Source organism: Streptomyces sp. NPDC051561 (genome assembly GCF_044454195.1).
Taxonomy (GTDB): Bacteria; Actinomycetota; Actinomycetes; order Streptomycetales; family Streptomycetaceae; genus Streptomyces.
Window position 1 is genome coordinate 184,899 of sequence record NZ_JBITDM010000001.1, and the last position, 18,529, is coordinate 203,427.

Annotated in this window: 16 protein-coding genes; 7 read left to right on the forward strand and 9 right to left on the reverse strand. The window is 71.5% G+C overall.

Annotated elements, in window-relative coordinates; all coding sequences use genetic code 11:
* Window positions 1–61: 61 nt before the first annotated feature.
* The 3 genes from ACIA73_RS00755 (at window position 62) to ACIA73_RS00765 (ending at window position 4,546) form a co-directional block, all read left to right on the forward strand.
* Window positions 62–1,747 carry a methyltransferase gene (locus tag ACIA73_RS00755; protein WP_399436045.1) on the forward strand — a complete coding sequence of 562 codons (1,686 nt, stop codon included), beginning with the start codon at window positions 62–64 and terminating at the stop codon, window positions 1,745–1,747.
* 112 nt (window positions 1,748–1,859) lie between these two features.
* Window positions 1,860–2,858 carry a TIGR03885 family FMN-dependent LLM class oxidoreductase gene (locus tag ACIA73_RS00760; protein WP_399436046.1) on the forward strand — a complete coding sequence of 333 codons (999 nt, stop codon included), beginning with the start codon at window positions 1,860–1,862 and terminating at the stop codon, window positions 2,856–2,858.
* Window positions 2,855–4,546 carry an alpha-amylase family protein gene (locus tag ACIA73_RS00765; RefSeq protein WP_399436047.1) on the forward strand — a complete coding sequence of 564 codons (1,692 nt, stop codon included), beginning with the start codon at window positions 2,855–2,857 and terminating at the stop codon, window positions 4,544–4,546. The genes ACIA73_RS00760 and ACIA73_RS00765 overlap by 4 nt, the downstream gene beginning before the upstream one ends.
* 67 nt (window positions 4,547–4,613) lie before the next feature.
* Here ACIA73_RS00765 and ACIA73_RS00770 read toward each other — a convergent pair whose 3' ends face one another.
* Entirely contained in the window at window positions 4,614–5,507 is an 894-nt protein-coding gene (locus ACIA73_RS00770; protein WP_399436048.1) for a phosphatidylinositol-specific phospholipase C, read from the reverse strand.
* Window positions 5,508–5,619: 112 nt separating this feature from the next.
* A complete protein-coding gene (locus ACIA73_RS00775; RefSeq protein ID WP_399436049.1) occupies window positions 5,620–6,159 on the reverse strand; it encodes a DoxX family protein in 540 nt (179 codons plus the stop codon).
* A 177-nt stretch (window positions 6,160–6,336) separates the two neighbouring features.
* On the opposite strand from ACIA73_RS00775, the gene ACIA73_RS00780 reads away from it, so the two are divergent.
* Window positions 6,337–6,837, forward strand: a complete 501-nt coding sequence (locus ACIA73_RS00780; protein WP_399436050.1) for an NUDIX domain-containing protein — start codon at window positions 6,337–6,339, stop codon at window positions 6,835–6,837.
* Between the two features lie 30 nt (window positions 6,838–6,867).
* Here the strand turns inward: ACIA73_RS00780 and ACIA73_RS00785 are convergent, their stop codons facing one another.
* Window positions 6,868–8,031: an AI-2E family transporter gene (locus tag ACIA73_RS00785; RefSeq protein WP_399436051.1), complete on the reverse strand. Its 1,164-nt coding sequence runs from the start codon at window positions 8,029–8,031 to the stop codon at window positions 6,868–6,870.
* Window positions 8,032–8,225: 194 nt separating this feature from the next.
* Between ACIA73_RS00785 and ACIA73_RS00790 the strand changes: the two genes are divergently transcribed.
* Window positions 8,226–9,260 (forward strand): LacI family DNA-binding transcriptional regulator, encoded by a 1,035-nt coding sequence (locus ACIA73_RS00790; RefSeq protein WP_399436052.1) that lies wholly within the window; start codon window positions 8,226–8,228, stop codon window positions 9,258–9,260.
* Between the two features lie 85 nt (window positions 9,261–9,345).
* On the opposite strand, the gene ACIA73_RS00795 is transcribed toward ACIA73_RS00790, so the two are convergent.
* The 3 genes from ACIA73_RS00795 to ACIA73_RS00805 are packed head-to-tail and all read right to left on the reverse strand — an operon-like array spanning window position 9,346 to window position 12,817.
* Window positions 9,346–10,056: a TSUP family transporter gene (locus tag ACIA73_RS00795; protein ID WP_399436053.1), complete on the reverse strand. Its 711-nt coding sequence runs from the start codon at window positions 10,054–10,056 to the stop codon at window positions 9,346–9,348.
* Window positions 10,053–11,501 (reverse strand): amidohydrolase family protein, encoded by a 1,449-nt coding sequence (locus ACIA73_RS00800; protein WP_399436054.1) that lies wholly within the window; start codon window positions 11,499–11,501, stop codon window positions 10,053–10,055. Before ACIA73_RS00800 ends, ACIA73_RS00795 begins: the two co-directional genes overlap by 4 nt.
* Window positions 11,498–12,817 (reverse strand): uracil-xanthine permease family protein, encoded by a 1,320-nt coding sequence (locus ACIA73_RS00805; protein ID WP_399436055.1) that lies wholly within the window; start codon window positions 12,815–12,817, stop codon window positions 11,498–11,500. The genes ACIA73_RS00800 and ACIA73_RS00805 overlap by 4 nt, the downstream gene beginning before the upstream one ends.
* A 480-nt stretch (window positions 12,818–13,297) precedes the next feature.
* Here ACIA73_RS00805 and ACIA73_RS00810 point away from each other — a divergent pair, with 480 nt between their 5' ends.
* Complete coding sequence (locus tag ACIA73_RS00810) at window positions 13,298–14,251, forward strand: serine protein kinase RIO (protein ID WP_399436056.1); 954 nt, start codon at window positions 13,298–13,300, stop codon at window positions 14,249–14,251.
* 162 nt (window positions 14,252–14,413) lie between these two features.
* A complete protein-coding gene (locus tag ACIA73_RS00815) occupies window positions 14,414–15,628 on the forward strand; it encodes a sensor histidine kinase (protein ID WP_399436057.1) in 1,215 nt (404 codons plus the stop codon).
* 24 nt (window positions 15,629–15,652) lie between these two features.
* Here the strand turns inward: ACIA73_RS00815 and ACIA73_RS00820 are convergent, their stop codons facing one another.
* From ACIA73_RS00820 to ACIA73_RS00830, 3 genes are all read right to left on the reverse strand, one after another.
* Window positions 15,653–16,642, reverse strand: a complete 990-nt coding sequence (locus ACIA73_RS00820; protein ID WP_399436058.1) for an alpha/beta fold hydrolase — start codon at window positions 16,640–16,642, stop codon at window positions 15,653–15,655.
* 161 nt (window positions 16,643–16,803) lie between these two features.
* On the reverse strand, window positions 16,804–17,922 hold the full coding sequence (locus tag ACIA73_RS00825; protein WP_399436059.1) for a YncE family protein: 1,119 nt from the start codon (window positions 17,920–17,922) through the stop codon (window positions 16,804–16,806).
* Window positions 17,922–18,515, reverse strand: coding sequence for an ankyrin repeat domain-containing protein (locus ACIA73_RS00830; RefSeq protein ID WP_399436060.1), 594 nt, complete (start codon window positions 18,513–18,515; stop codon window positions 17,922–17,924). Before ACIA73_RS00830 ends, ACIA73_RS00825 begins: the two co-directional genes overlap by 1 nt.
* Between the last annotated feature and the right edge of the window lie 14 nt (window positions 18,516–18,529).

Below are 18,529 nucleotides of genomic sequence, written 5' to 3' on the forward strand. Positions count from 1 at the left end.
CCTCCCCTCCTCGCACCCCTCCCGCTACACCTCCGAACTCCGGAATGAGGCTCCTCCCGCAATGAACACGACACTGTCGGGCGATACGTCCCGCCTGCGCGCGACGGTCGACTTCGTCAGGGAACAGGACACCGCCACCCTGCTCCCCCTGCTGCTCCCCGGGCTCGACGGCCCGGAGCTGCGGGCACTGGCCGAGCGCTGTGCCTTCTCGCATGCGGCGCTGCTCGTCTTCCCGCCCGACGGGGCGGCGCTGGGCGCTTCGCTCGCGGAGTGCGGGCTCGTCACGGACGTACCGCCGCAACCGAGTGTGGTGGTGCGCGAGCGTCTCGCCGTACGGCACCAGCGGGCGGCGGCGGAGCTGGATGTCGGCATTCTGCGCCCCGCGGTGGAGTGCCTGGACGGGGAGCGGCGCACGGTCGAGGTGTTCGCACTGACCGTGCCGACGGGGTCGGACCTGGAGGCGGTCGCCACGCACGAGCGCAAGTGGCAGCACGAAGCGCATGTGGCCTTCGAGGTGGACACACCGGATCCGCTGGTACTGCGCGGTCTGTGCGCGACCTTCGGACAGTTCGGCGCGGTCCCCGACGGGGGCGGCTACAACCCGCACGAGAACGGCACGGTCTTCTACTTCACCGCGCCCACCGAGGCCAAGACCGCCTACCGGCGGGTCGAGCTGTACGTCCCCGGGGACCACCGCGACGTACTCGACACCCATCTCGACGAACTCCGCAGGCAACAGCCGGCCGAAATTCTGCTGCGGCTGATGACCGGAGCCTGGACCACTCAGGCGCTGGCCGTGTTCGCGCGGCTGGGGGTGGCCGAGGCCATGGACACCGAACGGGCCTTCAGCACAGAGGAGTTGGCGGCGAAACTTGACGTCGTCGCACCGAATCTGGCCACCTTGCTGCGCTATGCCGCCATGCTCGGTGTGGTGAGCGAGGGCTACGACGGGTTCCGGCTCACGGAGAGGGGCGGGCTGCTGCGCGCGGAGGCCGAGGGGTCGATGCGGGCCCTGGCGCTGATGTACGGAGGGCCGTTCTACGAGTCCTTCGCCGGGCTCGATCACACCGTACGCACCGGAGAGGTCGCCTTCGAGCGGCGCTTCGGCGAGAACCACTTCGATCACTTCGCCCGCGACCCCGAACTCGCCGCGCTCTTCGACCGGTCGATGGCCGCCGGCTCACGGATGTTCGACCCGCTGCCCGCCCACCCGGTCCTCGCCACCGCGGCGAAGGGGGCCACGGTGGTCGACATCGCGGGCGGCAACGGCGAGTTGCTCGGCCGGATCCTTTCCGCGCACCCACGCCTGAACGGGATCCTGCTGGAACGCCCGCACACCGTGGAGACCGCACGCAACCTGCTCGGCGCGGCCGGCCATGCCACGCGGTGCGACTTCTCCGCGGGCGACTTCGCGGACGTACCGGCAGGCGGGGACGTCTACGTCCTGTCACGCGTGCTGCACGACTGGGATGACGAGCGCTGCCGCGAGATCCTCCGGCACTGCGCCCGCGCGATGCCGGACACCGCCGACCTGCTCGTCGTCGAACGCGTGCTGCCCGCCGACGGGTCCCCGTCCCTGGCCACCGCCTGGGACCTGCACATGATGTGCAACGTAGGCGGCCGCGAACGCACCGCCGACCACTACTCCCGCCTCTTCGCGGACGCGGGCCTCACCCTGGTCGGCGTGGCACCGCTGCCGCTCGACGGCAATGTGCTGCATGTCAGGCCGGCTCGGACATCGTGGTGAAGGGGTAGCGGAGTGGCGGAGCAACCACCCATCCGCCCATCCGCCCATCCGGCCATCCGGCCATCCGGCCATCCGGCCAATGATCCCCCCGTAAAGGGGTATTCGGGGGGACATGACCGTCTACGGGTTTCATGCCTCGCACGAACAGGTCGCTCCCGCCGTTCTGTTGGCGGCAGCCGTACAGGCCGAGCAGGTGGGGTTCACGGCCGCGATGTGCTCGGACCACTTCTCGCCGTGGAGTGCGCGGCAGGGGGAGTCGGGGTTCGCGTGGTCGTGGCTGGGGGCTGCGCTGCAGGCCACCGAGGCCATTCCGTTCGGGGTGGTGAACGCTCCGGGGCAGCGCTACCACCCGGCGATCGTGGCGCAGGCGATCGGCAGTCTGGCCTCGATGTATCCGGGGCGCTTCTGGGCGGCGCTCGGCAGCGGGGAGGCGTCCAACGAGCACATCACGGGGGCGGCTTGGCCGCGCAAGGACGTGCGGAACGCGCGGCTGCGGGAGTGCGTCGACGTCATCCGGGCCCTGCTGCGGGGTGAGGAGGTGAGCCACGACGGGCTGGTCACCGTGGACCGGGCCAGGCTGTGGACCCGGCCCGACACGGTGCCTCCACTGGTCGGCGCCGCGTGCAGCGAGGCCACCGCGCGCTGGTGCGCGGACTGGGCGGACGGGCTCATCACGGTGAACGCCCCCGTCGATCAGCTGCGCCGGATCGTCGACGCGTACCGGTCGGCGGGCGGAACGGGACCGCTCCACCTCCAGGTCCATGTGAGCTGGGCGCACGACCAGGACACCGCGCTCGCGATCGCCCACGACCAGTGGCGCTCCAACATCCATGGCCCGCCGGCGAGTTGGGACATCGACTCCGCCGAGGTCTTCGACACGGTCAGCGAGCACGTCACCCCCGAACAGGTGGCCCGCTCCGTCAACGTCTCCGACGATCTCGCCCAGCACGCGGCCTGGCTCCAGGAGTACGCCGAACTCGGCTTCGACGCGGTCATGGTGCACCACGTGGGCCGCGAACAGGGCGCCTTCCTCGACGCGTTCGGCAGCAAGGTGCTGCCGCAGCTGGAGGTCACCCGTGCCCCCTCGTACGCGGTGGGTGGTTCCCGGTGAGGCTGACCCGTACGTCCGACCTGTGGTGGAAGAACGCCGTCGTGTACTGCCTGGATGTGGAGACGTACCAGGACGGCGACGGGGACGGCACCGGCGACTTCGCCGGTCTCACCCAGCGCATCGACCACCTGGTACGCCTCGGCGTCACCTGTGTGTGGCTGATGCCCTTCTATCCGACCCGTGAGCGGGACGACGGGTACGACATCACCGACTTCTACGGCGTCGACCCACGCCTGGGCACGCTGGGCGACTTCACGGAGTTCGTCCGTACCGCACACGACCGGGGCATCCGGGTCATCGCCGACCTGGTGGTCAACCACACCTCGGAGCACCACCCCTGGTTCCAGGACGCCCGCTCGGCACGGGACTCCGCGCACCGCGACTGGTACGTGTGGGCGGACGAGCCGCCGAAGGACGGTCCCGAGGGCGTGGTCTTCCCCGACGCCGAGGACAGTCTCTGGGAGTACGACGATGCCACCGGCCAGTACTACCTGCACCGCTTCTACAAGCAGCAGCCCGACCTGAACATCGCCAACCCCCGGGTCCGCGACGAGATAGCCCGGATCATGGGATTCTGGACCCAGCTCGGCCTGTCCGGCTTCCGGGTGGACGCGGTGCCCTTCCTCCTGGAGACCGACGGCCAGCAGGACGCCGGTGAACTGCCGGACCCGCACGAGTACTTGGCCGACCTGCGGGCCTTCCTCGGCCGCCGGAGCGGGGAGGCGGTCCTGCTCGGCGAGGTCAACCTGCCGTACGACGACACGGCGCTGTTCTTCGGCGAGCCCAGCTCCGGCCGGGGTGACGAGCTGACCATGTGCTTCGACTTCATCGGCATGCAGCAGATGTACCTCTCGCTCGCCCGGGGCGAGGCCGCTCCGCTGGCCCGCAGTCTGCGCGCGCGTCCGGCGGCGCCGCGCGACGCGCACTGGGCGACCTTCGTGCGCAACCACGACGAGCTCACCCTCGACAAGCTCTCCGACGCCGAACGGGCGGAGGTCTTCGCCGCGTTCGGCCCCGAGAAGGAGATGCAGTTGTACGACCGTGGGCTGCGCCGGCGGCTGCCGCCGATGGTGGGAGGCGACCGACGCCGCCTGGAACTCGCGTACAGCCTGCTGTTCACCCTGCCCGGCACCCCCGTGCTGTTCTACGGGGAGGAGATCGCGATGGGCGAGAACCTGGCGGCGGAGGGCCGTCAGGCGGTACGTACCCCCATGCAGTGGACGGCGGACGAGCACGGCGGGTTCTCCACGGCGGACCCGGCGGCGTTTCCCAACCCGGTCGTGGACGGTGCGTACGGTCCGGGCGAGGTCAATGTGCACGACCAGTCCCGCGACCCGGACTCCTTCCTCGCCCGCATGCGGCTGCTGATCGAGCGCTACCGGGAGTCCCCGGAGCTGGCCTGGGGCGAGTTCGAGCTGCTGGAGAGCGGAGATCCGGCGGTCCTGGCCCATCTCGGTTCACTGCCCGAGGGAGCGGTACTCGCGGTGCACAACTTCTCCGGCGACAAGGCCTCGGGGACGCTGACCCCGCCCGGCCTCGGCCCGGACGCCGAACTGACCGACGTCTTCACCGGGACCGCTGTCCGGTCCGGGGCCGACGGACGGCTGCGGATCGAGCTGGAACCGTACGGATACCGCTGGCTGCGGGTGGTGACGGAGCGGGACGATCCGGACCGGGCGGCGGCGTGAGGAGCGTCATCGAGAGCGGAGGGCTGAGGGCGGCGGCTTGAGGAGTCCGCCGCCCCGCGCCGGCGCCTCAGTTGTGCCGGATCAGGGACTCCACCAGGCCTGCCCTGGTCTGCGGGAAGTCCAGCGGGACGATGCCCAGCCCCCGCCACCCCGCTGCTCCCGGGCTGTCGAGCAGGGCGTGCGCCTTCGGGTTGAGGCGGTCGGAGTTCCAGCGTGGCGGCAGGCCGGCGGCGGTGCTCACGAAGTTGATGTACTGCTTGCCGGGCTGGGCGGCGGCCTTCCTGAACTGGGCTTCGATCTTCGGGTACTTGGCGAACGGTTCCGCCTGGTAGTCGTCCTGGATGTCGAAGACCGAGGAGTCGCCCCAGCGGAGCCCGCCCGGCAGCCCGCCGTTGTCCGCGAGCAGGACGACCCGGCCGCGCGCCTGCCCCAGCGAGGGCGGCGCGCCTGCGATCAGGAACAGCAAGCGCCATCCCCTGCGGTCGAGGTAGTCCGTGAACAGCGCACCGAACTGCGCGTCGGCGACCTCCGAGTACTCCTGCTTCACCCGCATCAGCACCGTCTCCGAGGGGTGCGCGGCGAGGAAGTCGCGGCAGGCGGTGAGTACGTCGTCGAAGTTGAGACGCTGGTAGAACGCGCCGTGGTGGATGGCGAACGAGCCTTCGAAGGCCCGGCACCGGATGTCCAGGAAGCGGATTCCGGAGGTCAACTGCTGGGCGACGGTGGTGTTCTGGCACTCCACCCACAGCCCGCCGTAGCGGGCGCCCGAGTCGTGGGTGCCGGGCACGGTGAGGGTGCGCAGCGGCCGGGCGGAGTCGAGGCCGGCCATCCAGTCCTGGGTTCCGAGGGCGCGGGTGGTGCCGGTGCGCACGCCCGCGTGCGCCGGCGCGGAACCGGCGTGGGCCAGCAGTCCGGCGGTGGACAGGGCCGCCGTGCCCTTGAGGAACCCTCGTCGGTCCATGCGCAACTCGTCTCCCTGGCGTCGCTCGGTCCACAGGCGCGCATCGAAGCACATCCGGGGAGCGTCAACCAGGGGGCGGAGGGTGGAGGTTGTGGACGGAGGCCGAGCAGCGTCAGTACGCGCCGTCCCCGTCGTCCTCCTGCCTGTTGCGCCGCTGCCGCTTGCCGACCACCGCTGTCGCGGCTGCCGCGCTGGCCACGAAGGCGACGGCCACCGTCCACGGACCGTCGAAGCGGTGGCAGGTCGCGTGGTCGAGCGAGAGGCGGCCGGGTCCGGTGAGTCCGATCGCCGCCGCGGTGAAGCCGAGGAAGGCGGGGTACTCGTAGCCGCCGGCCTGGGCGAAGAACCCGCCGGGCGCGTGCACCGCGACCGCTCCGGCCATGGCCCCCGCAGCGGCGGCGCCCGCCGCCGGAGTCGCGAAGCCGAGCGCGAGCAGTGCACCGCCGCCCACCTCACCGAGTCCGGCGGCCATCGCGCTCTGCCTGCCCGGGGTGAATCCCATCGACTCCATCGCCGCACCGGTCCCCTTGATCCCGCCGCCGCCGAACCAGCCGAAGAGCTTCTGCGAGCCGTGCGCGGCGAGCACCGCTCCGGTGCCCACGCGCAGCACGAGCAGACCGAGATCGCGGCGGTTGGTCAGGCAGGGGGTCATGGTCTCTCCCGGGGTGGAGTACGGACACGGGTACCGCCAGGGGTACGGACGCGGGTGCCCGTACGCGTACGGGCAGCGTGTCCACTCTGTGCCGGGTGGCGCGTCCATGGGGTGCGGTACTACGCCGGACGGTGCACCGCATGGCGTACGGGCGGCCCCCGCGCCAGACTGGAGGGCATGTCGACGGAGCCGGGCAGGCGCAGCGCCGGACTGCTCCTCTACCGGGTCACCGGTGCCGGGGAGCAGCGGGACGTGGAGGTGCTGATCGGGCACATGGGCGGCCCGCTCTGGGCGCGCCGGGAGAAGGCCGCCTGGTCGGTGCCGAAGGGCGAGTACGGGCCCGAGGAGGAGGCCGCGGCGGCGGCCCGGCGGGAGTTTCAGGAGGAACTCGGTCTGCCGGTGCCGGACGGGGGCTGGCTTCCCCTGGGCGAGATCCGGCAGAACAACGGCAAGACGGTCGTCGCCTGGGGGCTGGAGGCGGAGCTCGACCCGGCGGCCGCGGTGCCGGGGACGTTCGTCATGGAGTGGCCGCGCGGCTCCGGCGTACAGCAGGAGTTCCCGGAGATGGACCGGTTCGCCTGGTGCACGCCGGAGCAGGCGGCCGAGCGGCTCGTGGCGGGGCAGTCGCTCTTCGTGGACCGGCTGCTCGCGCGGGTGCGCGGGGCGGCGGGCCCGTAGGAGCGGTAGGAGCCGTGGAGGGACTCTGCGCTATGCGGGGGCGCCGGCCGCGACGGTCGAGCCGCCGGGCTCCGGGCCCTGGTCCGCGTCCTCGTCCGGCCCCGCGTCCGAGTCCGGCCCCGCGTCCGGATCCGGGTCGCTGAGCTGCTCTCGTACGTAGTTCCAGATCACCGAGACCAGCGCGGCGGCCGGCACCGCGAGCAGGCTGCCGACGACTCCGGCCAGGCTGCCGCCGAGTACCACCACCATGAGCACCACGCTCGCGTGCAGGCCGAGTCCGCGGCTCTGGATCATGGGCTGGAACACATTGCCCTCCAGCTGCTGGACCACGACGATGATCGCCAGGACGATCAGCGCGTCCGTCAGGCCGTTCGACACCAGGGCGATGAGCACCGCCACGAAGCCCGCGAAGAAGGCGCCGACGATCGGCACGAACGCCGACACGAAGGTCAGCACGGCCAGCGGCAGCACCAGCGGTACGCCCAGGATCCACAGGCCGATGCCGATGAAGACGGCGTCGAGCAGTCCGACCAGCGCCTGGGAGCGGACGAATGTGCCGAGCGTGCTCCAGCAGCGCTTCGCCACCACCGGTACGTCGGTGGCGAAGCGGCCCGGCAGCTGGCGCACGAGCCACGGCAGGAAGCGCGAGCCGTCCTTGAGGAAGAAGAACATCAGGAAGAGCGCGAGCACGGCGGTGACCAGGGTGTTGAGTACCGTGCTCACTCCCGTGCCGAAGGCGGTGACCACGCTCCCCGCACTGTTCTGGATGCGCTCGATGGCCGAGTCCAGGGCGCCGGTGATCTGATCGTCCCCGATGTTGAGCGGCGGCCCCGAGGCCCACTCGCGTACCTGCTGGATGCCCGCGACCACCCCGTCGCTCAGCTGACCCGACTGGGATGCCACCGGCACCGCGATCAGCGCCGCGATGCCCGCGAGGAGCAGCAGGAAGACCACCGTCACCAGTGAGGCGGCCAGGGCGGGGCGCCAGCCGCGACGGCGCAGGAACCTCACCGGCGGCCACGTCAGCGTCGTCAGGAACAGGCCCACGACGACCGGCCAGACCACGGACCACATCTGGCCCACCAGCCAGAGGATCACCGCGGCCATCAGCAGCATCAGCAGCAGGTCGATGGAAATGCGTGCGGTGCGCCGGACGGCGGCAGCGGTTTTCACGGAACTCAACATGTCGGACATTTTCCATGACCTGTCCATGGCGGTCGAAGCAGGGTTGATCCGGGGGTCAAGTGGCCTGGAGACAAGGGACCTTGGGCCCGTTTCGGGTGTCGGATTCCTCGTCCGGCGTCCGGGGCGGCAGCTCGGCGCGGCGACGGGTCGGCGAAGATGTGGGGGTCCCGTTCTTCCGCCACGTACAAGGAGCGTCCGCGCCGATGCACACCTCCGGTTCCGGCTCCCGGTCGAAGGCCCCGACGATCGCCGATGTCGCGCGGGCCGCCGGGGTGTCCCGGACCACGGTCTCGCACGCGCTCAACGGCATCGGGAAGGTCGACCCGCGGACCAGGGAGCGCATCAAGCAGACCGCCGCGGAGCTCGGCTACCGGCCCAATCTGCGTGCCCAGCGGTTGCGTCGGGGGGAGGCGAAGGCGATCGCGCTGGCGTCCTCGATGCCGTTCGCGGTGGCGGGCGGCCCGTCGCGGCTCGGGTTCTACATGGAGGTCGCCGCCGCCGCCGCGGAGAGTGCGCTGCTGCACGACTACGCGCTGGTCCTGGTGCCTCCCGTGCAGTCGGCGTCCGCGCTGTACTCGGTCGACATCGACGGGGCCATCGTGGTGGAGCCGGACGTGAATGACGCGGCGGCCGCGCAGTTGAAGGAGCGGAACCTGCCGTACGTGGCGCTGGGCCGGCCGGTGTCGGCGGACGGCGACGTGCCGTATGTGGACCTGCGGGGCGGGCTGGTCACCGAACTGCTGCTGACGCATCTGTACGAGCAGGGGGCGCGGCGGCCCGCGCTGCTGGTGGGTTCCGGTTCGCGGCACTCGTCGGTCGACGCGCTCGCCGCGTACGAACGGGTCGCCGGGCGGTACGGATGGGCGCCCGTGGTGGCGAGCGCTCCGGAGGAGGGGGGCGAGCAGGCCGGTTACGAGAGTGGCGCCGCCCTGCTGGCCGCGCACCCCGGACTCGACGCGATCTGCGCCATGGTGGACGCCTTCGCGGTGGGCGCGGTCCGGGCCGTACGGGACAGCGGGCGATCCGTACCGGACGACGTCATGGTGGCCACCCGCTACGACGGTCTGCGCGCGCGCACCTGTGAGCCGCCGCTGACCGCCGTCGATCTGCATCTGGACCGTGCGGCATCCGATGCGGTCGCGCTGCTGCTCGGCCGGCTGCGCGGCGAGGACGCCGCCGCCACGGTGGCGACGGCGCCCGCACCGCGCGTCGTCGCGCGCAGGTCGACGATGCGGTGACCCCGTACGGGCAGACCTGAGTCAGCGGCGGCCCGGCGTGCGGACGAGCAGGATCACAGGGTCACCGGGTCACCGGGTCACCGGGTCACAGCCCGATGATCAGCACCAGTCCGGAGACCAGCGCGAAGACCAGCACGCACAGCCGCATCCGGCGTGCGTCGAGCCGGTGGTGGACCAGCCTGCTCAGCCAGGCGCCCACCGCGATCACCGGTATCAGCGCCGCTGCCAGGCCGAGGTCCCCGGGGCGCCCCTCCCCCGTCGCGAACAGCAGGATCAGGGAGGCCACTTCGCCGACCAGGAAGCAGGCGGCGACGGTCGAGCGCAGCTCGGCGGGCGGGCGGTGCTGGTAGACGAGTGCGAGCGGCGGGCCTCCGACGCCGGTCGCGGTCTCGGTGAGTCCGGTGACCGCGCCGGCCCCCACGTACGCCAGTCTGCCCGGTGTGAAGGCGGGCGCGGCGAGGCTCACGACAGCGGCGAGCACGGTGGCGATTCCCACGAACAGGCCGATGCTGCGGTCCGGGATCAGCCAGAGCAACGCCAGCCCGCCGGGGGTGGCCGCGAGCCGCGCCACGGTGACCCAGCTCGCACCGCGCAGGTCGAGCGAGTCGCGTTCGCGCCAGGCGACGTACAGGTTGAGCGGGATCATCGCGGCCAGCACGAAGACCGGGAGCAGGCCGGGGTCGAGTATCCCGGCCACCGGCGCGACGATCAGCGCGAAGCCGAGCCCGCTGCTGCCCTGGACGAACGCGGCGACCGCGACCGTGACGGCGAGGACCAGCAGTGCTTCGGTGCTCACAGGGCACGGCTCCGCTCACGGGCCACCGCCGACGTGGGGTGCACCCGGGTGAGGGGGGCCTTCTCGACGGTGGCGCGCGCCAGTTGCACTGCTTGCTGTACGAGGGCGGGGGCGTCCCAGTCGGTGGGGCTGCCGCGCCACATCCGGAGGCGTCCGGCGACGTACACGGCGGTGATCTGGTCGCGGTTGCCGCGGCGTACCAGCTCCCAGGGCACGTCCCAGGAGAGGGCGAGTTCGGGGTTGGTGAGGTCGACGAGGAGGAAGTCCGCGGCGAGTCCGGGGGCGATGGTTCCGGTACGTCCGCCCAGGCCGACCGCGTCGGCGCCGCCGGCGGTGGCGTGCTCCAGCCAGGTCCAGCCCGCGCCGCACGAGGAGTCCCCGGTGGCCAGGCCGTAGGCGATCCGCTGGGCGAACTCGGCCGCTTCGGCCAGCCGGAATCCGTCGCCCCGGGTGCCGTCGGTGCCGAGCCCGAAGCGGATCTTCCGCTCGGCCATCGCGGTGGCCGGGGCCACCGCGTTGCCCTTCCAGGCACTGGCGACGGGGTTGTAGCTGACGGCGGTTCCGGTGTCGGCGAGCAGGGTCAGCTCGTGAGGGGTGAGCAGGGTGGCGTGGGCGGCGAGCAGTTGGGGGCCGAGGGCACCGATGCGGTGGAGGTGTTCGAGTGGGCGCGCTCCGTGGCGTACCAGTGAGCGTTCGACGCCTGCCAGGTGTTCGTTGACGTGGATCTGGACGACCGCCCCGGCTTCGGCGGCGAGACGGGCGGTGCGGTGGAGGGTGGTGGAAGTGGCCGCCTCGGGGATGGAGATGGCGAGGGAGGGGTGGATCAGGGGGTCGTCGGCGTATCGGGCGAGGTGTTTCGCGGCGGATTCGAGGACGGGGGTGGCGGTGGGCGGATTGTCCTCGTCCGGGGCGTCGTTGCAGACGAGGCCGAGGACGCAGCGGATTCCGGCGTCGCGTGCCGCCGAGGCGACGACGCCGACGTCGACCGCGGCGCGGGTACCGGCGTCGGTGACGGTGGTGAATCCGCCACGCAGAGCCTCCAGTGCCGCCAACTTGGCTGCCACGTAAGCCGATTCCTCGTTGAGCGCGCCCTCCAGCGGGACCCAGATCCGGCGGAATATCTCCGAGGGTTCCCCGAAGGCGAGTGCGGCGCCGAAACTCTGCGTCAGATGGTGGTGGGCGTCGACGAAGCCGGGCATCAGGAGGTGACCGGGCAGCGGGACGGGGTCGAGCTGCGGGTGGGCGCGCGTCAGCTCCGCCACGGGGCCCACGGCGCGGAAGGTGCCCTCGGCGACCACGACCGCGTGATCTGCCACCGGCCCTTCGGGCAGCAGGACCGCGTCGGGGACCAGGAGGAGGGGGCCGGGGACGCCGAGGTCGCCGGGGGGCGATGAAGCGCCGTGCGGTGCAAAGGTGTTGGGCTGGGGCGGGGGGAGCTGGTTCATCGGTCGCTTTCCGTGCGTGCGGAGGTCAGGCGGGCGGCGACGCGCGGCCTGACGTGGTGGAAGAGGATGTTGAGTACGGCGGCGACGAACGCGCCGACGGCGACGCCGCTTTCGAGCAGGATGCGGAGGTTCGGCGGGAAGCCCCCGTACACACCGGGGACGAGGATCGGCAGCAGTCCGAGCGCGAGGGCGACGGCACAGATGAAGGTGCTGGTGTGCTTGTCGAGGTCCGAGCGGCCGAGCATCTGCACACCGAGCACGGTGATCACCGCGAAGACGACCATGGCCGTGCCGCCGACGACCGCGGACGGCACGACACTGATCGCCCTGGTCACCGGCGCGAAGAACCCGATGGCGATGAGGACCACGCCGGCCGCGGCGGTGACGTAACGGCTCCGGACGCCGGTGACCCGGACGATCCCGATGTTCTCGCCGCTGGTCACCATCAGGGGCATGCCGAAGAATCCGCCGAAGAGCGACGTCAGCGCGTCGCCGCGGACGGTCCTGGGGACAGCCTCGCGGGTGTCGATCTCCTTGCCGACGGCCTCGGCGTTGATCACCGTCTGGCCGGTGGCCTCCGCCATCGAGGCGAGGCTGTAGAGCATCAGCGGCAGCGCGGCGACCAGGCTGAACTGCGGGGAGCCGAACGGCATCAGCTGCGGCAGGTTGACCAGTCCGCCCTCGGTGGCGCGGGCGAAGTCGATGGCACCCAGGCTCGCGGCCAGCGCGGTACCGGCGAGCAGGCCGAGCATGACGGCCAACTGCCGCAGGATGCCGGTGAACAGGAGGTAGAAGAGGACGGTGAACCCGATGGTCGCCATGCCGAGCATGAGGTTCGTCGGATGCGCGAATCCGCTCTCGCCGGGGCGGCCGGTGACCAGCACCGCGCCGACCTTCACCAGGTTGACCCCGACGATGACGATCATCGTGCCGATCACCAGGGCCGGGAAGAACGCCAGCAGCCGCGAGAAGACCGGCAGGACCACGAAGCAGAAGGCGGCGGTGAGGATGACCGCGCCGGTGGCGGTCCGTATGCCGTGCTGTTCGGCGATGGCCAGGAACAGGATGAGCGGCGCACCGCCCGGCAGCATCACGAACGGCAGCCGGGGCCCGAACTTCCACGGCCCGAGCGACTGGATCAGCGACCCGGCCCCGGAAAGCACGAACGCGGCCGAGAGCAGGTTGACGGTCAGCGCGGCATCCAGCCGGAGGGTGGCGCTCATCAGGAAGATCGCCGAGATGGGGGTGGCCGCCATCACCAGGACGTGCTGGATCCCGAAGAGGATGATCCGGCCCAGCGGACGGGATTCGTCCACGGGGTGGACGGCGGGGACGCGTGGCAGGTCCCCCCTCCCCTCCTGCTTCTCCTGCTCCCGCCGGGTGGCCCGCGGGGGCCGTGGGAGTTCCGTCCCTGGAGGGTTCGGGCGATGACTGGACATGTGCGAGCTCCGTTCGGGCGTGGGACAGGTGCGGGCATCAGCGGTCGACGGTCATCGGCCCGGACGGAGGCCAAATCGATTTGGCCGCCAGTATGTGAGGCGGCCACGGAAGCCGTCAAGAGGTTCGTTGCGGCGCCTTGCGGGGGTACGCCGGGGTGCTCGGACGGCCGCCAACTCGCCGTGGGGCGTGCGGGATGCGCGCCGATAAATACGTTGCGGGCGGGGCGGCGGACATGCACCCTGGTGCGACCGAGCAGCGAGGAGCGTTGCCTGGACCTGAGGAGGGCTGAGACATGGCAGTCACTGTGTTGCGGCATGTCCGCGTCAGTCCCCTCTCACCGTTCAGGAGCGCTTCCGATGTCATCCGACGTCTTCCGTACCGAGCACGACCTCTCTGACCACTTCTCCGCACCCGCACCCGCACCCGACCCCGGCCCCCGCCCGGCCGAGCCGACCCGCACCGGGTCCCCGTCCGGTCCGGCCGACGCCTTCGCCTTCCGCTTCTCCGAGGTCGACGAGCGACTGGGCCCGGATCAGCGGTGGTCCACCTGGCTGGATGTCGAGCGCGGTTCGCGCGGTCCGGAACCACGCCCCGGCTGGGTCGTCACCGAACAGGCCGCGATCGACACCGAGTTCGGCATTCTCAAGACCGGCAAGGAAGCCGACGTCTTCCTCGTCGAGCGCGCGGTGGAGGCCATCGGGGACAGCCCGGCGAAGTCCTCGCTGCTGGCCGCCAAGCGGTACCGCACCGAGGAACACCGGTCCTTCCACCGCAGTACGTCGTACGTCGAGGGCCGGCGCACCCGCAACAGCCGCGACAGCCGCGCGATGGCGAAGAAGACCGCGCACGGCCGGAGCGTCGCCGCCGGGCAGTGGGCCTACGCGGAGTGGGAGGCGTTGTGCCGGCTGTGGGAGGCGGGCGTTCCGGTGCCGTACCCGGTGCAGGTCGACGGGACCGAGTTGCTGATGGAGTTCATCGACGACGGGGAGGGCGGGGCCGCGCCTCGGCTCGCCCAGGTCCGGCCGTCGCAGGAGCTCCTCGGCCACTACTTCGAGCAACTCCGGGGCGCGATGCGCGAGTTGGCCGCTGCGGGGCTGGCCCACGGCGACCTCTCGCCGTACAACGTCCTCGCCCAGTCCGAACGGATCGTGATGATCGACCTCCCGCAGGTGGTCGACATCGTCGGCAATCCGAAGGGCATGGACTTCCTGCTCCGCGACTGCCACAACATGGCGACCTGGTTCACCAAGCGGGGGCTGGAGGTCGACGAACAGGAACTGTTCGCCGACCTCCTCGCGATGGTGTTCTGACCGCTGTGGGGCGGCGGTCCCTCCGGATCGGGGCCGGACCGCCGGGCGCACGGGCCGCAGCGCGCACAGGGCGCAGAGCGCAGAGGCCGCCGGGTACAGGGCGCAGGATTCCCGCTATGGGATATTTTGCACTGTTCATGACCCTGCGAAGTTGAAGGTGCGATGGCGCTGAACAGTGGCAGCTACCCCGAGGACACCCCGGAGCCGGGCGACGGCTGGCTCCGGGTCCTGCTGTACGTGGCGTTTCTCCTGCTGCTGGGCGCGGTGCTCACCCGTTTCCTGCTCCGGCACACGGGCCAGCACCTCGCCCCCTGGGTCATCGGCCTGAGCGCGGCCCTCGCCGTGCTGTACCTGCTCGAACCGGCCCTGGGCGCCCGCCCGTCCCCGCGCCGCTACCTCTGGCTCGGCACCGTCGTCGCCGTCTGGATCACCTTGGTGATGCTGGCGCCCAGCTTCGGCTGGTGTGCGGTCCCGCTCTTCATCATCACCCTGCGCACCCTCCGGCCACCGGCCGCGATCGCCCTGATCATTCTGGTCACGGTCGTCGCCGTGAGCGCCCACCTGCGGCTCGCCGGGCGCCTCGACATCGATGTGATCCTCGGGCCGCCGGCCGTCGCGGCCATCGCCATCGCCGTCTTCGTACAGCTGGACCGTCAGGCCAGGCGCCAGCGCGAACTGATCAACGACCTGATCCGCACCCGGCGCGAACTCGCCGCCACCGAACACCGCGAGGGCATCCTCGCCGAGCGCCAGCGGCTCTCGATGGAGATCCACGACAGCCTCGCGCAGGGCCTGTCCAGCCAGCAGATGCTGCTCCAGGCCGCCGACCGCGTCTGGGGCAGCGACCCGGCCGCCGCCCGTGCCCATGTCCGTACCGCCACCGCGGTCGCCGAGCGCAACCTCACCGAGGCGCGCCGCTTCGTCCACGACCTGGCCCCCGCCGACCTGGCCGAGGGCGACGGTCTCGACCAGGCGCTGCGCACCCTCGCCGCCCGCGAGTCCTCCGACCGGATCTCGGTGCGCTGCCACATCGACGGGGCCCCCGCAGGACCGCTCCCCGAACGGGTCCAGTCCGCCCTGCTCCGCATCGCCCAGGGCGCCCTCGCCAACATCCGCGAGCACTCCGGCGCCACCGCGGCCGCGCTCACCCTGAGCTATCTCGGCGACCAGGTCGTCCTCGACGTCGCCGACAACGGCCAGGGCTTCGACCCCGGCTCCCCGCCCGTGGGCCCCACAACGGGAACGCGCGGACACGGGCTCCCCGCCATCCGGACCCGCACCAGGCAGCTCGGCGGCACCCTCACCATCGAGTCGTCCCCCGGCGAGGGCGCCGTCCTCTCGGTGGCGGTCCCGCTGCTCCCTCCGGAACAGCCCTGAGAGCCTGTGTCCAAGCCCCGGCTCTCAGCACCCGGGCCGCCGCCGGCTGACGAACACGCCTGGATCTTCCTCGCCGGCTGCCGCGCCCAGCCGACCAGGAGATCGAGGTGAGATCCCCGCCCCTGGCCGGGCGCGGGCGTCCGTGGCCAGGGTGTGGTCGAGAACGGCTGCGGCCAGGGGTGCGTGGACGGCGCGGGGCAGGGCGTGCCCCATACCCGGAATCTCCACCAGCCTTGCCCCGGCGATCACTTGGGCGAGATGGTCGGCGTGCGGCGGTGGGAAGACGGGCTCGGCCGGGGCGGAGACAACCAGGGTCGGCACCTCGGTGCGCGCAAGTTCCTCGGTGCGGTCCATGCCGGAGTGGTCCGCGCGCCCGTGGGTCATGGGCGCCTCGTAGCGCCCGGCGTGCTCGATGACGCGGCGCTCCGAGGCACGGAACTCCTCGGAGTCGAAGGGGATCTGGTCGCCGTTGAGCAGCCGCCAGTGCTCCACGCGGTGGTCCAGCTCGCCCTCCAGACCACGGTCCTCGTGGGGGTGGGACCACAGTTCGAGCACCCGGACGTCGATGGGCGGGAGTCGGTCTACGGGAGTTCGGGAGCCGTCCGGGTGCGACAGTGGGGTGCTGCTGAGAGCGCCGGTGCCCATCACTGTCGCGCTGAGCAGCCGTTCGGGGTGATCGGCGATCAGCAGTTGGGTGAGCATGCCGCCCAGGGAGTGACCGACGATGTGCGCCCGCTCCACTTCGTACGCGTCGAGGACGGCGATCGCGTCCGAGGCGAGGTCGACAATGCGGTACGGGTGCGTGTCGAAACTGCGGCTGGAGCGGCCGGTGTCCCGGTGGTCGTAGCGGATGACGCGGTGGCGCACGGCCAACGCGTCAACCAGCCCCTCCGGCCAGCCCAGCCCAGACGCCCCGGCCCCCATGATCAGCAACAGGGTGGAATCCCGGGGGTCGCCGCGTACCTCGGACCACAACCGCACCGCCGGGTCGACCTGGACAAACCGCTGATTCATGGCACCGCTCCCCACATCCACGACTCGATGACGAGACGAGTCGTCTCGTCATCTTGCGTCGTCATCATGGCGCACGCTTCGGGGGTAATGCAATACGACTCGTCTCGTCTCGTTGCCGACCGGACGCTCGAAGGGGTGCCAGAACTTGTCTCGAAACCTTCTCAGAGAACCGCGATGCCCAGGGGACGTACCCCCGCGGGCAGTCGGCGGGTGTCCCCGCTGTCCAGGTCGACGACGGTGATGCCGTCCCAGGACCCCTCCCGGGTGAAGCCCCCGGTGACGTACGCGGTGCGGCTGTCGTCGGACACCGCGACGTCCTCGTGCGGACCGTCGAGGGGGACGACGCGTTCCTTGCCGTCGGGCGTACGGATCGTCAGCGACGGGTCCTCCTCGGAGTCCCCGACCGGCCCTGTGCCGACGACCAGCAGGGTGCCGTCGGGGGCGAGGGCGGCACCGTGCTGATGGGTGTGGGCGGTCATCCGCTCGACGGTGACCTTTCCGTTCGCCGGGTCGAGCACGGCCAGCCGCTCGCCCTCGAAGGGCAGCAGTACCTTGCCGTCCTCGCGTACGGCGGCGTAGTGCGGCTTGAGCCAGGAGCCGAGGCCGAGTTCGCCGTACGGAGCGACCACGAGCCTGCGCGGAGCGAGCGTGTCGGCGCGCACCGCCGTCACGTCGTAGGAGTCGTGCCCGGTGGCGTACACCTCGTCGCCGTCGCGTGAGACATCGACGTCGAAGGGGCGGCGGCCCACCGCAACGGTGTCCGTGACCTCGCTCGCCCCGGTGTCGATGACCTCCAACACCCCTTTCTCATCAGGGACGTTGACGCCGACGTAGACCCGCTTCCCGTCGGGCGCGAGAGCGATTCCCATGCCACCGCCGCGGTACTCGCCCCTCTCTACGGGGCCGGTCTTCGTCCGGTACGCGATCCGGCCGAGGCTCTTGCGTGCCCCGGTGTCGACGACGGCCACACCTTCGGCCGTCGCGACCCAGGCCCTGCCGTCCTCACCGACGACCAGACCGTAGGGCGCCGTGCCCACCTTCACCGAGTCGATGGGCCCGCGTTCGGGGTCGACGAAGGTGACGGTGTCGGAGTCGAAGTCCGCCACCAGGAGGGTGCCGTCGGCGGTCCGCTCGGGCGCCGGGACGGTGGGCTTGGCCTCGGGGGTTCGGGGTGCGTCGGGCGCGGACTCGGCGGCGCCGCAGCCGGTGAGGAGGAGGGCGACGGACGCCATGGTGATCAGTCCGGTGCGGGCGCCCGCGTGCCGGTGGCCGCCCGCCATCAGGCGGCCCTCAGCAGTGCCGCGAGGTCCTCGAAACCGCGGCGCTCGGCGTGCCTCAGCGGGGTGACGCCGTCTACGTCGGCGAGGTCGCGGCGGGCGCCGGCCGCGAGCAGCAGTTCCACGATCGCCCGGTGGTCGCGGCCCCCGTCGCCGAGGATCACCGCCTCCAGCAGGGCGGTCCAGCCGAGGTCGTTGACATGGTTGACGTCGATGTCGGTCTCGCTCAGCACCGCCCGTACGTAGGCGACGTGCCCCCGCTCACTGGCCGGGATCAGCGAGACCCCGCCGAAACGGTTGCGCAGGGTCAGGTCCGGGCCCGCGGGCAGCAGGACACGCATCATCGGGACGCTGCCGGTCACTCCGGTGACCAGCCAGGCGCTGTCGTGGCGGGCGTCCTGGGCATTCGGATCCGCCCCGGCCGCGACCAGTACGCGTGCGGCCTCCAGATGGCTGTACAGCGAGGCGAGCAGGAGGGGAGAGCGCAGCTCCTCGTCACAGGTGCTCACCGAGGCACCCGCGTCCAGGGCGGCCCGCACCTCGGTGGCGTCGCCGCGGCGGGCGGCGTCGAGGAGCCGACGGTTGCGTTCGTGCATCTGATCCTCCATGA

What these genes read in the sequence shown, in the direction of transcription:
- ACIA73_RS00815 (WP_399436057.1), top strand. Translation starts at nt 14,414, where the DNA reads ATGGCGCTGAACAGTGGCAGCTACCCCGAGGACACCCCGGAGCCGGGC.
- ACIA73_RS00775 (WP_399436049.1), bottom strand. Translation starts at nt 6,159, where the DNA reads ATGACCCCCTGCCTGACCAACCGCCGCGATCTCGGTCTGCTCGTGCTG.
- ACIA73_RS00760 (WP_399436046.1), top strand. Translation starts at nt 1,860, where the DNA reads ATGACCGTCTACGGGTTTCATGCCTCGCACGAACAGGTCGCTCCCGCC.
- ACIA73_RS00820 (WP_399436058.1), bottom strand. Translation starts at nt 16,642, where the DNA reads ATGAATCAGCGGTTTGTCCAGGTCGACCCGGCGGTGCGGTTGTGGTCC.
- ACIA73_RS00825 (WP_399436059.1), bottom strand. Translation starts at nt 17,922, where the DNA reads ATGGCGGGCGGCCACCGGCACGCGGGCGCCCGCACCGGACTGATCACC.
- ACIA73_RS00810 (WP_399436056.1), top strand. Translation starts at nt 13,298, where the DNA reads ATGTCATCCGACGTCTTCCGTACCGAGCACGACCTCTCTGACCACTTC.
- ACIA73_RS00830 (WP_399436060.1), bottom strand. Translation starts at nt 18,515, where the DNA reads ATGCACGAACGCAACCGTCGGCTCCTCGACGCCGCCCGCCGCGGCGAC.
- ACIA73_RS00780 (WP_399436050.1), top strand. Translation starts at nt 6,337, where the DNA reads ATGTCGACGGAGCCGGGCAGGCGCAGCGCCGGACTGCTCCTCTACCGG.
- ACIA73_RS00790 (WP_399436052.1), top strand. Translation starts at nt 8,226, where the DNA reads ATGCACACCTCCGGTTCCGGCTCCCGGTCGAAGGCCCCGACGATCGCC.
- ACIA73_RS00800 (WP_399436054.1), bottom strand. Translation starts at nt 11,501, where the DNA reads ATGAACCAGCTCCCCCCGCCCCAGCCCAACACCTTTGCACCGCACGGC.
- ACIA73_RS00755 (WP_399436045.1), top strand. Translation starts at nt 62, where the DNA reads ATGAACACGACACTGTCGGGCGATACGTCCCGCCTGCGCGCGACGGTC.
- ACIA73_RS00785 (WP_399436051.1), bottom strand. Translation starts at nt 8,031, where the DNA reads ATGTCCGACATGTTGAGTTCCGTGAAAACCGCTGCCGCCGTCCGGCGC.
- ACIA73_RS00770 (WP_399436048.1), bottom strand. Translation starts at nt 5,507, where the DNA reads ATGGACCGACGAGGGTTCCTCAAGGGCACGGCGGCCCTGTCCACCGCC.